Raw genomic sequence first — 15,039 nt, 5'->3', positions numbered from 1 at the left:
ATTTCGTAATCGTATTTATTGGATCTATCATAAGTAGGACATTATGTATACTCCTTCACTTTTCTCGCTTACGTGCAGGACACATTGGTTTTTTCAAAACGATTTTGCTCTAGGCTTAGTAAGAAGGGCCTATCCTGAGTTTCGTATGTTTGGTGTGATGCTGAGGAAGGATAAGCATCATCGATTTGTGAGGTGTGAACTGGCCCCGGGATTGACGGAGACCGGTCCGGATACGCCATGAGCCACGTCTGCTATGGTAGACGACGAGCTAATTTCCGGCGTCCGGCATGTAGGCGAGAGCGGACACAGTAAGAGACTGCGTACTCAGACAACATCTGAGTTAATCGATTTCGTCTACGATACCTTATTGATCGGTCAAGGCATGGAGAAAATTGATGACTCGGTTGCGCTCGACAGGCGTGAGCGCTGGGCTCATGCGTTTTTCGAACGGGGCATCGGCGTTGTCTATGTTCGCTTCATATTGGTCCGGCAGGTCATTATGCAGCCTTACTGACCCACCCAGTCGTCGCGGATAGAACCGTTCCGGCTCGATATCCCGCAGCACATAGAAATCCATCACCTGACGCAGCGAGGTGAAGACGCCGTTATGGAAGAACACCTTGCGTGTGGCGCTGTTGCGCAGCGATGGGGTGCGGAAGAGGCCGCAATAGGCGTCGTTGTGGCCAATATCCGCGCGACCCGCCGCGCAGAGGCCGAGATCGTAGGTGCCTTTGGGGGCGAGGGGGTTACGTGGGGCGGCGAGGGCTTCGTATTGATGGTCGGTGAAGAGCGGCGGTCGACCTTCCTCATCTACCGTGCTCAGATGGCAGGCGGCGCAATTGCCTTTCGCCAGGTCGTTGAAAAGTCTCAGCCCTTCGGCTTCGTCTCGTGTCAGGTGGGTTTTTCCCTCCAGCCAGGCATCATAGCGGCTCGAATAGGGGTGAAATGACGGCGCCTCGATCTGGTAGCGCGCCAGCGCGAAAAGCGCCTCGGCAATCAGCATATCGTCAGAAGCATGGGCGCCGATCAGGCGAAACAGATCGGCGCTATAGGGCGCATTCCGCAGGCGGGCCGCGACACCGGCGTGGGTCGCCGCCATCTCGCGTGCATCGAATAGCGGTCCGGCGGCCTGGCTTTGGAGCGTGTCGGCCCGACCGTCCCAGAACAAGCCGCCCTGCGGCACCATGGCCTGCGCCGAGGCGCCGGTATTACTGGCCGATTTGACGCCTTTAACACTGGGCGGTGGTGGGGGAGGCGGCGCCGTCTCGCTGGTGGCATTATCAGGGCCAACGCTGAAAGGCGGCTGGCGCTCGCGATAGGTGAGCGAAGGCACGGCACGCACGCCGAACTTGTCCATCGCCACACCGCCCTTGGCGAAAGCCAGCGCGTTGTCTGGCGCGTAATGTGCGCTTGGCACATGGCACGAGGCGCAGGAAAGCTGCCCAGACCCGGAGAGCCCTTTATCAAAAAACAGCGCCTTGCCCAGTTTCGCCATGGCAGAAAGCGGCGCAACGGGGGGGCGCACCAGCGTGACAGGGCAGGGGTTGCTGCCATCGCTGGAAGGGGAACAATCCTTAGCCAGTGCGGCTGGAGCGTTCGCCATCAGCGTGGCAAGCAGAGACGCCTTTGTCAGAAAGCTGCGGAAGCTGGCGCTCTGCCCGAAAGCACGTCCCGAGCGTTCTCCTCTTCCGACGAAATCAGAAAACCTTTGGCGCATCACGCAGCACCGATCCGTCTTTCGGCGCGAGATAGAGCGGTGTGGCGTCGGGCTGGCTCTTGAAGTCGAACAGCCCGTCCATATCCTGCGCATCCTGATCGAAAGACCCGCCGCCAAGACGTGCGCCTTCAAGGAAGTTGTTCTCGATAAAGCGCAGAACCGAGCTTTGCGTCAGCAGGGTATGATCGATCGCATTCCGGCGCGCCCAGGGCGAGAGAACCAGAAGCGGTGTGCGCGTACCGGGGCCGCAGCGTCCGTTTACCGGGGCGCCCTTCACCCCAGCCGACGGGGCTCCTTTGCCACACTGGCCGGGCGTGTTGAGCTGGTCGGCCTGCATGTCATGCGAGCTGTGCTGCACAGGCGTAAAGGCGTGGTCATACCAGCCATCGGAATCATCATAGGCAATGATGATGGCCGTATCCTTCCATTCCGGTCGCGACTGGATGAAATTGACCAGACGCACCATGCCTTCCTGTTCGTCCAGCGGGTCGGAGTAGCCGGCATGCGCATCCTGAAACGCCGGGAGCTTCAGGAACGACACCGCAGGCATATGGCCCGCATTGGTGGCGGCGATGAAATCATCCAGATCATATTCATGGTTGGCAGGGTCTTTTGTCTTGCCATCCACACCCATGGTCTGACCAATGGCCGCTACGCCCGAGGGACGCAGATGCTTCGGGTTGGACGTGCTGGGGTAATACTGAAACCAGTTATGATGCGGGATGTAGTCAACCACCGTCTGCGCCACGACGCTCGAATAGGTGGCGCGCTGGCAGCCGCTCGTGCCATTGCGGTTATGCTGCGAGAGATCGAACCCCGCCATGAACCCGCCCCAGCTCACGTTTTTCGCAGTCAGCAGATCGCCGATATTGCGGCCTTCCATCCAGACCTGCTCACCCGGCACCGAACAGACATCGCCCGTCGGGTCGATATCGTTGATCATGGTCATGCCGCCTTGCCCGTCATTGATGAAAGGCGAGACCGCATCACGCGTCGAGGGCTTCTGCGAAGAGGCCGTAATATGCAGCCCGTTGGTCTGACCCGAAACGATTTCGAGCGCGCCGGGCGTCGAGGGGCCATAGGTGTCGGTATAGGCGTTGTCGCTCATGGCAAAACGCTGCGCGTAGCGCCAGAGCGCGGTCACGGTGTTGCCGTCGAAATATCCCATGACCTGCCCGCGCGTGGCAAAAGCTCCGACGCCACCGGGCGAGCCCCGGCCTGTATGCAATGGAAAGAGATCGGCCTTGCCGTTGTGATAGGCCATCTGCTCGGCTGTGTAGCCGTGATTCTGGTCTGCCGTGCTGGCCTGTGTCCGGTCGAGGCGGAAAGGAAGCGCCGCATCGGCACCATTGGCGGGATTGGTATTGGGGTTGGTGACCAAAAGGTTCGATCGCAGCAGCGTATTGGCTGGCGGCGTTCCAAGTCTGGGCAGAAACACCGGCTCGCCTTCAGGATTGGCGGCCTGCGGATAGGTGGCAAAGTAGTGATCGAACGAGACGTTCTCGTCAAAGATCACCACCACATGCTTGATCGGCGTTTTCGTCTGTGTCTCGGCCCGAGCCGTTACGGGGGCACTCAGGCAGGTGAGGGCGAGAAGGGCGGAGGCGAAAGAACGGATCGGAAAACTCATGGGAAAATACGACAACACCTGTTCAGAGAAGATAAAGCGCCGGTCTCTCCAAGCACCGAAAGAGGCACCGGATAGGTGAGAGACCAGCCACTTGTGGCTCAGGTGCGATCATCGTCGCGCAGCGTCTCTTCGTCCAGAGCCATCAGCGCGCCACGACGCGATTGCAGTGAAATGGCAGTCAGACGATGCTCGCGCCATGCCGCGACGAGCGTCTGGCGCCAGCGATCCGAGGGAGCCGCAGGGGTTTCGTGCTGAGGCTGATAGTCCATTGACCTGCTCCTTTTTTAGAAGGCCGTCGGGTTACGGCGCCTCGATAAAGGATTCGCTGGCAGTGGTGTGTGACCGTTGCATGAATTCAATCGGAGGGAGCGTATGGACGCCAGATGTGGCGCACGCGAGTGCGTGTAAAACAGGGTATCGGGGCGGCATGGGCTCATGACCGCCCCGATTGGTAATTTCCCCGAGAGGAAGCGCCGCGATGTCGCATCCCGGATCAGTTAAACCCCGCCGATACCCCGGCGAACACACCAAACCCGTCGCCGGGCTGGAAGGCGGCTAGCTGTTTGCCCGCGGCGATGTAGCCCGGCACGACGATGGAGGCGTAGTGGGTGTTGGCGAGATTATTGAACGACAGGAAAACCTGACGATGCTTGTGCGGCCAGTCATAGCCTATGGTCGTGTTGAAGATATGATAGGACGGCGCAAAATACGTGTCGTCATATGAGCCTGATACTTTCGACGATACCTGCGTATTGAAATTGGCATAGAGCCCGTTCTTCAGATCGAGGCGTATCTCGCCCTGATAGAAATGGGCCGGAATGCCGGGCAGTGCGTTGCGGCCAAAGACGGCGTCATGTTTGAAATGGAAATCCTGCCAGGTATAGGACTGTCTCAGCCCGAGCTTGCCGCCTGACCATTTGATGAGATCGGTTTCTAGCGAAGCTTCGACGCCCTGATGTGTCGTCGGGCTGGCATTTGAATAAGTCGTTGCGCCGTAGAGCTGTGAGAGCGGCGTCATCACCGTCAGCAACTCGTTGCGAACGTCGGAGTAATAATAGGAGACGCTCCAGCGATTATTCTTCCAGTCGCCGCGCGTGCCGACTTCATAGGTCGTGGCTGTCTGGTTATCCAGCTTCACGCCCGAAGCATTGAGTCCCTGCGCCGGGCCGGAGGTGTAAAGCGCGCCTGAGAGAAGCTGCCAGTCATTGGGCGGCTGGAAACTGCGGCTCACATTGCCGTAGACTGAAGCATGGGGGGAAATAACATAGCGAAACCCACCGCGCGGTGTAAAACCGAACCCTGACGTACTGACCGAGCTCGTCGTGGGATAGGCGACATCCATCGAGCGCTGCACGAAATCGAGGGCACCTGCGGCAGTCAGCCAGAAATTATGGAAAAGCTCGTAATTGTTTCGTATATGAAAATAATTATCCGTTCCGCCGTAATCCGAATGGCGCAACACGGTGCCAAACGGGATTTTCGCATAAAGCCCGGTGGTGGTGCGTGAGCGGTTGGTCTGCCAGGCTTCCAGATCGCTATAGGTGTCGACGCCGAAAAGTGTCTCGCTCTTATGACCCCAGAGCTTGTCATTACGGCTGTAGCGCACCACGCCTGCAACGGTCTTGTATCCCCAGCGCTGGGCGGTTGCCGTGTTCTGGATATCGATTGGCGCATCCTGATAGTCGAAACCGAGTTCGAGCTTCGATTTGTCATCGATGCGTATGGTGGTCATATCGCCATAGAACTTGCTGCCAGGCTGGATGCGATGACCATGCAGCGTGGCGTAGAGCGCCTGCGCCTGTTTGGGATTGGTTTCGATCTGGTCACGCGTCAGATAGCCGGGATAGCCGTTCTGCGTCTGGCGATACCGAAAGAACAGTCGTGTCGAGACATTGTCGTTGAAGCGATAGCCATAATTGGCGTTTACGCCAAAGCTGCTCGCCGCTGTCTGGGCCTGATAGCCGCCGCGATAGGATTTGGTAATGCTGATATAATAATCGGACTTGCCGATGACCGCGCCAGAACTGATCTGCTGCTTGTTGTAATTGAAACTGCCTGCTTCGACGCGTGCCTGAAAATGATCGGCGGTGTAACCTGTGGGCGCGACATAATTGATCGCCCCGCCAAGCTGCAGCCCGCCATAATCGAACGCGTTCGCGCCGCGCAGCACCTCGGTATACTGAATGCCGAGCGTCTCGAAGAGTTCGTAAGGCGTGCCTGCGGGGGTGGTGACGGGCAACCCGTCGAACATCATCAATATGCCCGAGCGGAAATAATTAGTGCCGGTCTGGATCCCGGAGCCGCGAATGGAAAGGCGCAGCCCGTCGCCGCCGCCTGAGCTTTGAGCAAAAACGCCCGGCTGGAATGCCAGAATATCGGCATTGGTCAAATTGCGGCTGCGCAGCACCTCTTTCGAATTGATCACCGATACCCCGCCCGGCACAGTATCGAGCTGGCGGGTGGCCGCAGCAGCAGGGGAAAGGCGCTGTTGTGACACGGTAATGGATTCAGCCGAAGGGGTCGGGACGGGCCTGTTGGCCGCCGAATTGGCGGGCGCCGTCGCTGCACGGTTCGATGCGGCGTGGCGTGTCTTACTGCCGTCTTTCGAAGCCAACTCGGCGGCAAACGCAGCTTTATGGGGAAGCAGGCTCATGCCGGTAAGAAGCACCAGCGAATTGGCGCTGAGGAAGGCGCGTCGGGGGGAGAGGAAGTCAGATCGGTGGCGGTGTTTCATTGGGTCGATGTCCGTTCGAGCGATAAATAAAAACCATGGGGAAAGGCGCGGACGAACATCGTGACCGGGCGGCAAAAATTGGGGAGGCGTCGTTTTTCATCATGTCAGTTCTTTCCGGCTAGGATCTGTTTCGGCTGAAGAGGGCGCAGTCAGTCGGAAGAATGACAGCGCTGCAAAAATGACTCACACGCTGTGTTCTGACGGGCAGAGCGTCTCGCGTTGCAGTGAGGTGCGGGAGACATCAAGGGCGCGTTGCAGCGTCTTGTCGCTATCGGCATCGTAGCCGAACACTTCCCAGCGCAGGAGGAGATGCAGGGCAATACCAACGACCGGCGCGATCAGGATGACCCAGAAAATCGTGGTCCCCATCGAGGTAAAGGCCGAGGGCAGCACCCACATGCTCAGCGTTCCGGCAAACCCGGCAACGAAATTGGTAAAGCCAATGCCTGTGCCGCGCAGTTCGGTCGGATAGCTGAGTGTCGGATAGACCATTTGCTGGCAGCCCGGCCCGAAACCCTGAGCAAACAGAAAGGCGGCAAACCCCGTGATGACCAGTACGATGCCGAGCGTGGAATGCGGCGTGCCGATGAGCGCGAGAAGCAGAATGCCGAAGCATTGCAGCGCATAACCGGCCAGCGTGATCGGGCGGGAGCCGAAAGAGCGGGTCAGACGCACACCCAGAAAGCCGCCACTCAGCGCGAATACCAGATTGAGCGCGATTGAGACGATGAGCACCTGTGTGCGGTCCAGATGCAGCATGGTGCTGAGCAGGCTCGGCGCGCCGAAAGCGATGGCGGCGTATGACGTGGCGCTGACGATCTTCATGCCGATCACCAGAATCGTGCGGCGTAGCAATGGCGCGCGCAACAGAGCCAGAAGACCGGGAGAGGCGGCACGCGGGGGTACGACCGTGATCTGGAGTATCGGGTCGATCCCATGCGTCTTGCGCAGGATACTGGCGGCTTTTTCCAGATCGCCATGACGTGCCGCCCAGATCGGCGATTCACTCATATAGCGGCTGCGCACCAGAATGATGATCAGCGCAGGCACGGCGCCGAATCCCAGAGAGGCACGCCACAGCCAGTCGGGATGGCTGGCAGGCACGATCGCGTTGAGTGCAAAGACGATCAGAAAGCAGGCAGAAGACGCCGCATACCAGGTGGGGCACCACGCAGCAGCGCGTCCGGCCTTGCTGCCCTTGCCTGAGAGCTTCGAGAATTCAGAAAGAAAAGCCATGGCGACAGGCAGATCCATCCCGACGCCGAACCCCATGGCAAAGCGCGCCAGAATGAGAATGCTGGCCGTGGGAGCCGCCGAGGCGACCAGAGCGGCGATCACAAAGCAGGCCATATCGGCCATGAAAACGGCATAGCGCCCGATACGATCGGTCAACCATCCGCCCGACAGGCTGCCGATAATCGTGCCTGCGCTCATGGCTGCCGCGACCATGCCGGTTTCGGACCCCGAAAGGCCGAAATATTTCTGCACGTCGCCAATGCCATAAGAGAGGGTTGTCAGATCATAGGCATCGAGAAACACACCGCCCAGCGCGAGCATGACGATGATATTCGCATGTCCCCTGCCTGTCGGCCCCTGATTGACGAGGGCGGCAATATCATCGGCCGTGCGGATGACGGGGCGGGCGGTATGGTGAGGGGGCAGGGCACTCATGAGCGCACCTCGTCTGAGAAAACATATCGGTTTTGCGGCACCAGCGCTGCGAGGGTGCCTGCCACTGACTGGGCGTTCTCCGTCACTTCGGGCAGTCCCATCAATTCGCCGAACTGGCCGCGTGACAGTGGCCCTGCGATCAACAGATCGGGGATGCTCCGTGTGCCGACACGCGCATGATGATCGGGCCCGGTATGAAGGCCGAGCCCCACGGGATCGGCTTCAAGTAGCCCCGCCTCAGCGAGAGTCTGCAGATAGGGTGTGCGATGCACGATCCCGGCATGGTCGGGACCTGTCGTGTTGACCAGATGATCGACGACAAGCGTTTCTTCCTGACCGCCTCGAGGCTTCAGCGTCAGTTCGATCCCACCTGTCACGGCATTGGCGGAAAGGAGACGTGCGGCCCTGAGAGTGAGACGTCCTTCGCTAAGGCGTGTTTCGAGGATGCGATCCAGCTGAGGCGCGATACGAAAGCGATGGACGTCCCAGAAGGGGCGGAGATGGCGGATCAGCCTGCGACGTTCGGCTACGTCGAGCGCGCCCCAAAGGCTGCGCCCCTGTTTGCGCACAGCGTCGATGATCTCATGCCAGTAGAGATCCTCATGGTCGCGCAGTGCGGAGCGGATGCGGCGCAGCAGCCCGAGCGCCGTCGGGGAGGGAATGAGCCTCAATATGTCCGAGAGCGCCGAAGCCTGCGGGGCGTGAGCGCGCGGGCGCAGGCCTCGTCTGGAGAAAGCCAGAATCTCGCCCTCATGGCCACGCGCCGTCAGGCTAGCCACGATATCGGCCATGGTGAGACCCGTGCCGATGATGGCAACGCGATCCTGAGGAGCGATGCGAGAAAGGGCGTCATCGCGCCAGGGATTGCCGATAATGCGCGGCTCCTGGGCCAATGGCGCCAGAGGGTGCGGGAGGGACGGCGCGGGATGCGTCGTGGCAAGCACCAGTCGTTGCGCCAGAAGAGACGAGCCGTCGCTAACCGCAATTTGCCAGTTCTGCCCTTCGCGCGTCACGCTCTCTGCTGTGCCGCGTAGATGGCGCAGCCTGCCAGTTTCCAGATAAGGGGCTAGCCGCGCCGTCAGATAATGACCGAATAGCGCGCGCGATGGATAGAGGTCGCCCGATGGCAGGAAAGCATCGGGGTCGATGGCCGCCAGCGCGTCGAGATCGAGCCAGTCGCGAAAATCGCCCGGCTTTGCCGTTTGCAGGCTCATGCGCGAAGCGGGCACGTTGATGCGATGTTGGGTGTCACGAGTGCCATAGGCCTGTCCCGCGCCGAGCTGCTCACGCGGCTCGACAAGGGTCACGCCATGACGCCCCAGATCGGGGCGCTGGCGGAGCACATGCCACGCCACCATCGCGCCGGTCGCGCCGCCTCCGATGATCACGATCGGAACGGGCAAGTTGTTCTCGATCGTCATGAGGAGGAAACCCGGCTCGGTCGGTGGCTGCCTGCAATGGTTTCGCCAAACGGCCCCATATTGCTTCTCTGCGGCGACACGCGCACGGGGTGGGCGGTGGGCAGCAGCGGCAGGACCAGTTCTCCGAAGCGATAGGCCTCTTCGAGATGCGGATAGCCGGAGAGAATGAAACTGTCACAGCCGGCTCGTCTGTATTCGTCCATACGCTCGGCGATGGTCGCTGGGTCGCCTACCAGCGCCGTACCTGCCCCGCCGCGCACCAGGCCCACACCGGCCCAGAGATTGGGGCTGATCTCCAGCTTGTCGCGACGGCCGCCATGCAGCGCGCTCATACGGGCCTGCCCGACGGAGTCGAGACGCGAGAAAACCGATTGCGCCTCGGCAATGGTCTTGTCATCGAGCTTGGAGATCAGGCGATTCGCTTCCTGCCAGGCCTCTGCCGTGGTCTCGCGGGCAATGACATGAAAGCGTATGCCGAAGCTGACTTCGCGCCCGGCTTTCGCCGCTGCCTCGCGCACGCGGCTGATCTTTTCGCGCACCAGTGCCGGGGGTTCCCCCCAAGTGAGGTATTTTTGCACGCGTCGCGCGGCGATATCGATGCCGACATCCGAGGAGCCGCCGAAATAAAGTGGGGGACCGTTTTCCTGATGCGGGGGGAAGAGCAGGCGCCCGTCTTCGATACGGAAATGTGGCCCCTCATGGGCGATGGTCTCACCACGCAGCAGGCGCGAATAGATGTCTAGAAATTCGTCTGTAATGGCGTAGCGCGTGGCATGATCGTGAAACAGCCCGTCACCGCCATTCTCGCGCGGGTCGCCTCCTGTCACGACATTGATGAGCAGCCGCCCACCGGAAAGCCGGTCGAGCGTTGCGGTCATGCGTGCGGCCAGGGTTGGCGATTGCAGACCCGGACGCACGGCAACGAGAAATTTAAGACGTTCGGTCGAGGTGACGAGTGCCGAGGCTACGACCCAGCTATCTTCGCAGCTTCGGCCCGTTGGCAGCAGAACGCCGTAATAGCCCAGTGAATCCGCAGCACGGGCGATCTGTTGCAGATAGGGCAGATCGACCGCCCTTCCGCCTTCGCTGGTGCCGAGATAGCGGCTATCGCCATGGGTTGGCAGAAACCACAGCACGTTGATCTTCTCTGGAGCGCTCTCTCCGGAGGGAAGCCCACCCGAAACGGTTTTTTCATGGACAGCGTTGAACGGGATCGTGGTCATGACAGGGCGCTCTCTCTTAGGGTGTTCGTATTGGGGGCGTTTATCGGCTGGGTCGCCGCGGGTTGGAGGGCTGTTTCCCGACAGGCGGCCTGTACCGGGGGCGTCGCAAAATTCGCGCGATGGGCCGCCGCAGGGTGACTATCCGGCAGGCGGTCGCGCCCTGTCAGGCGATGGCGAAGCGTTTCGCCGGGTTTCGCAGGCATGGGTAGGCGGCCACGGCGCCGTAATTCAGGCGCGATGAGAGAAGCGTAATCATCGAGCGTTTCGAAGCTGTGATACTGGCGCAGATTGATGCCATCGATCCCGTCTTCATCGAGCCAGATCTCAAGCTCATCGGCGATCTGCTCCGGCGTGCCGACAGCAAAAAACCGTCCTTCATCGAAGCTTGCGATCTGTTCCAGAGCCGCGCCAACGGTGAGTTCCGTGCCGAAGCGGCGCCCCATATTGCCAAGGCTGCGCCCGCTCTCTGCCAGTGCCTGACCGATGGTGATCGACGGATCGAACTGGCGCAGATCGATTTCGGCCTGAGCGTGTACGAGGGCGCCTTCGACGCTGTAATACTGCCGATAGCGCGCGAGTTTGGCCTGCGCCTCCTCTTCGGTACGTCCGGCAATCAGCCCGGCCATCACATAGAATTTCAGCGCAGCAGGATCGCGGCCCTGAGCGGCGGCTTCTGCTCTCGTGCGGGCGATATGGGCGCGCACTTCATCCTGTGTGCGGCCGCCGATAAAAATCGCCTCGGCATGACGGGCGGCAGTCTTCAGGCCGCGTGCGGAGCCGGTTGCCTGAAACAGCACAGGCGTGCGCTGGGGCGTCGGCTGGACCAGATGCGGCCCCTCCACCCGAAAATGCGCGCCTTCATGATTGATGTGCCGCACGCGGGAAGGGTCGGCATAGCGATCTGATGCGCGGTCCTGAATCACTGCGTCTTCGTGCCAGCTTCCCTCCCAGAGCTTGTAGAGAACGTCGAGATATTCATCGGCGCGGTCGTAACGACTGTCATGCTCAAGCTCGCCATCGAGTCCGAAATTACGGGCGGCATTGGGCAGATAGGAGGTGACGACATTCCAGCCGACACGCCCGCTGGTCAGCAGGTCCAGCGTGCTCATGCGACGCGCGAAGGAGAAAGGCGGCTCGTAGGTGGTCGAGAATGTCGCGGCAAAGCCGAGCGTTTCCGTCACTGCGGCCATGGCCGGAATAAGGGAAAGAGGGTCGAGATTGGGGATTTGCAGCCCCAGACGCAGCGAGGCATCGAGCCCGCCAAAACGGTCATAAATTCCGATCACATCGGCCAGAAAGATCGCATCCATTCCGGCGGCTTCGGCGCGTCTGGCGGTGTCCAGCCAATAGGCCATCTCACCGAAGCGATGGCGGTTATTGCCTTCCTCGCGCCACATGCCGTGCACGATATGGCTCACACAGGCCATCTCGAAGAGGTTGACGTGCAGGGTCTTGCGGGGGCCGGTTTGAGTATGAGCCGGCTGGCGCGAGGAAAGGGTCATGCGGCTTCTCCTGTGCGGCGGCTTTCGGCCAGTCGGCGCAAACCGTCGCGATAGGGTGTCCAGAGACGTGTGCCGTTCAGCGCGACATCGCCGAGTTCGCGCTGGCGCTGCGCTGCCGGGTTGTGCGAGGCGAGGGTTCGGGCATTGCGCCAGTGGCGATCGAGATCGAGGGTTTCGGAAGTGGCAGAGGCGCCGCCAACCTCGAAAAGCGTCGTGGCGGCTTCGAGTGTCTGCTGGGTGATGATCTGCTGCGCCTTGAAGATCTGCTCCTGCGCTTGCTCGATGGCATCGTCATCATGGGCGCCAGCAAGGAATAGCGGCTCGATGGCTTCGAGCGCCCGTGCGCCCTGATCTGCCAGAACGGCTGTGGAATAGGCGAGAGAAGACAGGCGCCCGACCACGCTTTGTACGATCGGGTCATGCCTCTGGCTGACCTTGCCCGGCACGCCGAAAACGCGCTCGCGGGGGCGAACGAAAGTGAGCGCGTCCTGCAGCACGGCCTGAGCGATACCTGCCAGCGTGGTGTTGTGGAATTGCTGGTAATAGGCCCCGAGAAAAGGCTGGCTGGGAGGCGTGTCGGCAGGCGCACGCTCGACGATCTGATCTGGGGTAAGGGCGACCTGTTCGAACAGGGTCGTGCCGCTGCCGGTCAGACGCTGGCCGAAACCATCCCAGTCATCCAGCCTTGTCACGCCCGTCGCCGTGGCAGGCACCAATACGCGCACCCTGTCACCGCCGAATGTCGCCCAGACGATAATCCAGTCTGCATAGAGCGTGCCGGTGGAATAATATTTCCGCCCGTTGAGTACGAGACCGTTCGGGCCATGGGTCACTGCGGTCGTCACGCTGGTCTCATTGCCGCGCTCGGCCATGGCGGCACCGAAAAGCTTGTTCTCCCTGATCAGACCTTGCCAAGCTTCGGCCTGAGGCAGACCCGCCCGCAGTGTTTCGACAAAGGCGAAATGAGCGCGGAAAATCTGGGGCAGATTCGAATCCGCCCGCGCCAGTTCGCGCAGGTGCACGAAACTCTCCGACAGGGTCAGCCCGTAACCACCCTCTTCCCTGCCGAGACGCAACCGACCGAAACCGGCGGAAGCAAGAGTCGAAACGGCATCATGAGGACGTTTTCCGTTTCGGTCTCGTTCGGAGGCGCCTTTGCCTATATCGCTAAAAATTTCTGTGAAACTCATCGAGTGTCATCCCTTTGAAACATGGACCGGGGAATATTCCACATCTAGAAAACGTTATTACATATTTATAACAAATCAATATGTGAGCTAATGTCAACGCGAATCATGTTGTTTATAAAAACCACTAAAAATATTAGTTTAATTTACTTAGCTGAGGGCGCGGCCTCAATCGGTTCGGGTTCGCCGACGTCTGTGGCAACACGGCCATTTCGGGCTGCGTCAAGGGACGCTAGAAGTGCGGGTTACGCGCTGAGCGAGAGGAATGCAGCATGGCGGCCGAGGCCTGTCTCGAAGGATGGAAAATCGCGATCAGCCGCGATACGGGCGCGCTTTATCTCGCGATCGTCGAAGCCATTGCGCAATCCATTCGCAAGGGCGAATTGCAGGAAGGTGAGAAGCTGCCGCCTCAACGCGTGATCGCCGCCCGCATCGGCACCAATCTCAGCACCGTCACACGTGCCATTGCCGAAGCGCAAAAGCGTGGTCTGCTCGACGCCACCATAGGTCGCGGCACTTTCGTCAAGATCAATGCGGGCGGCGGCTCGTGGCGTGCGGCGGGGGGCAGCGTTCTCGACCTCACCATGAACTCACCGCCCTTGCCTCAGGATCCTGGTCTTCAGGCCATGATCCAGGGCGAAATCGGCGCAATTTTTAGGCAGCAGGATGCGCAGTCGCTCATGTCGTATCGCGTGACGGGCGGTACGTTGCAGGACCGGCAACTGGGCATGCAATGGCTGTTGCCGGTTCTGGGCAGGCGTCGCGCCAGTGAGATGCTTATCGTGCCCGGCGCCCAGGTGGCCCTTTCGGCCATCATGAGTTCGCTCGTGAAGTCGGGCGAGACCATCGTGACCGATCTCTATACCTATCCCGGCATACGCTCGATCGCAGCCCAGTTCGGCTATGTGCTTCTGGGGGTGGAGCAGGATGAAGAGGGGATGGTCCCCGAGGCACTCGAAGAGCTTTGCGCCCGCCATCGCCCGCGGGTGCTTTACTGTACGCCGACGTTGCAGAATCCGACGACCGCCACATGGTCAGTGCCCCGTCGAGAGGCCATTCTGGCCATTGCACGGCGTTATCAGATCACGATTGTCGAAGACGACCCGTACAGCCTTCTGCTCAAGGCCCCGCCGCCGACGCTGGCCATGCTCGACCCGACCCGCGTGATTTACGTTGCTACAATGTCGAAGGTTCTGAGCCCTGGTCTGCGCACGGCCTATATCGTGTTGCCCGGTGCGGATATGACCAGGCGCATTACCTCAGGGGTGAGGGCGATCTGTCTTGCCAAGGCCGGTATTCTCGACGCCATCGTTTCACGCTGGATTGAGACAGGTCTCGCGCAGCACTGCCTACGTAGCGTTCGTGATGAGCTGACGCAGCGTCATGCGGTCATGCGTCAAATTCTGGGTGAGCGGGCGCCGGACAGGGCGCCGAGCCCGCATGTCTGGCTATCCCTTCCGGAATGGTGGAGCAGCGCCGACTTCGTGGCTTTTGCTCGCCGTCAGGGTCTGGCACTCGTGCCCAGCTCGGTCTTCACCGTCAGCGGCGATCCGCCCGCGGCCGTCCGTGTGGCGCTTGGAAGCGCGTCGGGTCTTTCCGAACTGCGGGACTCTCTGACCAGTCTACGCTCCGTGCTGGAATATCGCCCGGCAGAGGGTTTTTCGGATGTGGTCTGAAGGGCAGTGAGTGGCGGAATAACCACCGGAAGCGTTTCTTACCGCGAATTCATGTGAAACGCCCTCGCTGGGCAATCACGAAAAAGAGAGGATATATCTGTTTAAAAACAGATGCTTGAGCGAGATATGGTAAATTGATTTCGATTAAAACCAAAATTGTATGTATTTGTATGGGTTAAATCCATTGTGAATGCATAAAAGTTTTTATTGTATGGTTTTTGTTATCCATACAATTTCTTGCGTCAATGGTCAGAACTTCCCATAAAGTAGGGCACCAG

10 protein-coding genes are annotated in these 15,039 nt (G+C 60.1%); 1 reads left to right on the top strand and 9 read right to left on the bottom strand.

The window, feature by feature from the left end:
* Positions 1-364: 364 nt before the first annotated feature.
* The 9 genes from ABHV46_RS05385 to ABHV46_RS05345 form a co-directional block, all read right to left on the bottom strand.
* Positions 365-1,717 (bottom strand): cytochrome-c peroxidase, encoded by a 1,353-nt coding sequence (locus ABHV46_RS05385; protein WP_438383395.1) that lies wholly within the window; start codon positions 1,715-1,717, stop codon positions 365-367.
* Positions 1,698-3,347, bottom strand: a complete 1,650-nt coding sequence (locus tag ABHV46_RS05380) for a phospholipase C (RefSeq protein ID WP_438383392.1) — start codon at positions 3,345-3,347, stop codon at positions 1,698-1,700. The genes ABHV46_RS05385 and ABHV46_RS05380 overlap by 20 nt, the downstream gene beginning before the upstream one ends.
* Before the next feature lie 98 nt (positions 3,348-3,445).
* Positions 3,446-3,616: a hypothetical protein gene (locus tag ABHV46_RS05375; protein WP_438383390.1), complete on the bottom strand. Its 171-nt coding sequence runs from the start codon at positions 3,614-3,616 to the stop codon at positions 3,446-3,448.
* Between the two features lie 224 nt (positions 3,617-3,840).
* Positions 3,841-6,081, bottom strand: coding sequence for a TonB-dependent receptor family protein (locus ABHV46_RS05370; RefSeq protein ID WP_438383388.1), 2,241 nt, complete (start codon positions 6,079-6,081; stop codon positions 3,841-3,843).
* Between the two features lie 183 nt (positions 6,082-6,264).
* Positions 6,265-7,752 (bottom strand): MFS transporter, encoded by a 1,488-nt coding sequence (locus ABHV46_RS05365; protein ID WP_438383386.1) that lies wholly within the window; start codon positions 7,750-7,752, stop codon positions 6,265-6,267.
* On the bottom strand, positions 7,749-9,173 hold the full coding sequence (locus ABHV46_RS05360) for an FAD/NAD(P)-binding protein (protein ID WP_438383384.1): 1,425 nt from the start codon (positions 9,171-9,173) through the stop codon (positions 7,749-7,751). The genes ABHV46_RS05365 and ABHV46_RS05360 overlap by 4 nt, the downstream gene beginning before the upstream one ends.
* The gene (gene ssuD / locus ABHV46_RS05355) at positions 9,170-10,396 is read right to left on the bottom strand and encodes an FMNH2-dependent alkanesulfonate monooxygenase (RefSeq protein ID WP_438383380.1); all 1,227 of its coding nucleotides are present in this window, start codon (positions 10,394-10,396) and stop codon (positions 9,170-9,172) included. Before ssuD ends, ABHV46_RS05360 begins: the two co-directional genes overlap by 4 nt.
* Complete coding sequence (locus ABHV46_RS05350; RefSeq protein ID WP_438384271.1) at positions 10,393-11,823, bottom strand: NtaA/DmoA family FMN-dependent monooxygenase; 1,431 nt, start codon at positions 11,821-11,823, stop codon at positions 10,393-10,395. Before ABHV46_RS05350 ends, ssuD begins: the two co-directional genes overlap by 4 nt.
* 71 nt (positions 11,824-11,894) lie before the next feature.
* Complete coding sequence (locus ABHV46_RS05345; protein ID WP_438383377.1) at positions 11,895-13,088, bottom strand: acyl-CoA dehydrogenase family protein; 1,194 nt, start codon at positions 13,086-13,088, stop codon at positions 11,895-11,897.
* 269 nt (positions 13,089-13,357) lie between these two features.
* On the opposite strand from ABHV46_RS05345, the gene ABHV46_RS05340 reads away from it, so the two are divergent.
* On the top strand, positions 13,358-14,761 hold the full coding sequence (locus ABHV46_RS05340; RefSeq protein ID WP_438383375.1) for a PLP-dependent aminotransferase family protein: 1,404 nt from the start codon (positions 13,358-13,360) through the stop codon (positions 14,759-14,761).
* Positions 14,762-15,039: the final 278 nt, after the last annotated feature.

This window comes from Asaia sp. BMEF1, from assembly GCF_051628905.1.
Taxonomy (GTDB): Bacteria; Pseudomonadota; Alphaproteobacteria; order Acetobacterales; family Acetobacteraceae; genus Asaia.
This window is presented reverse-complemented; position numbering and strand designations above follow the sequence as displayed.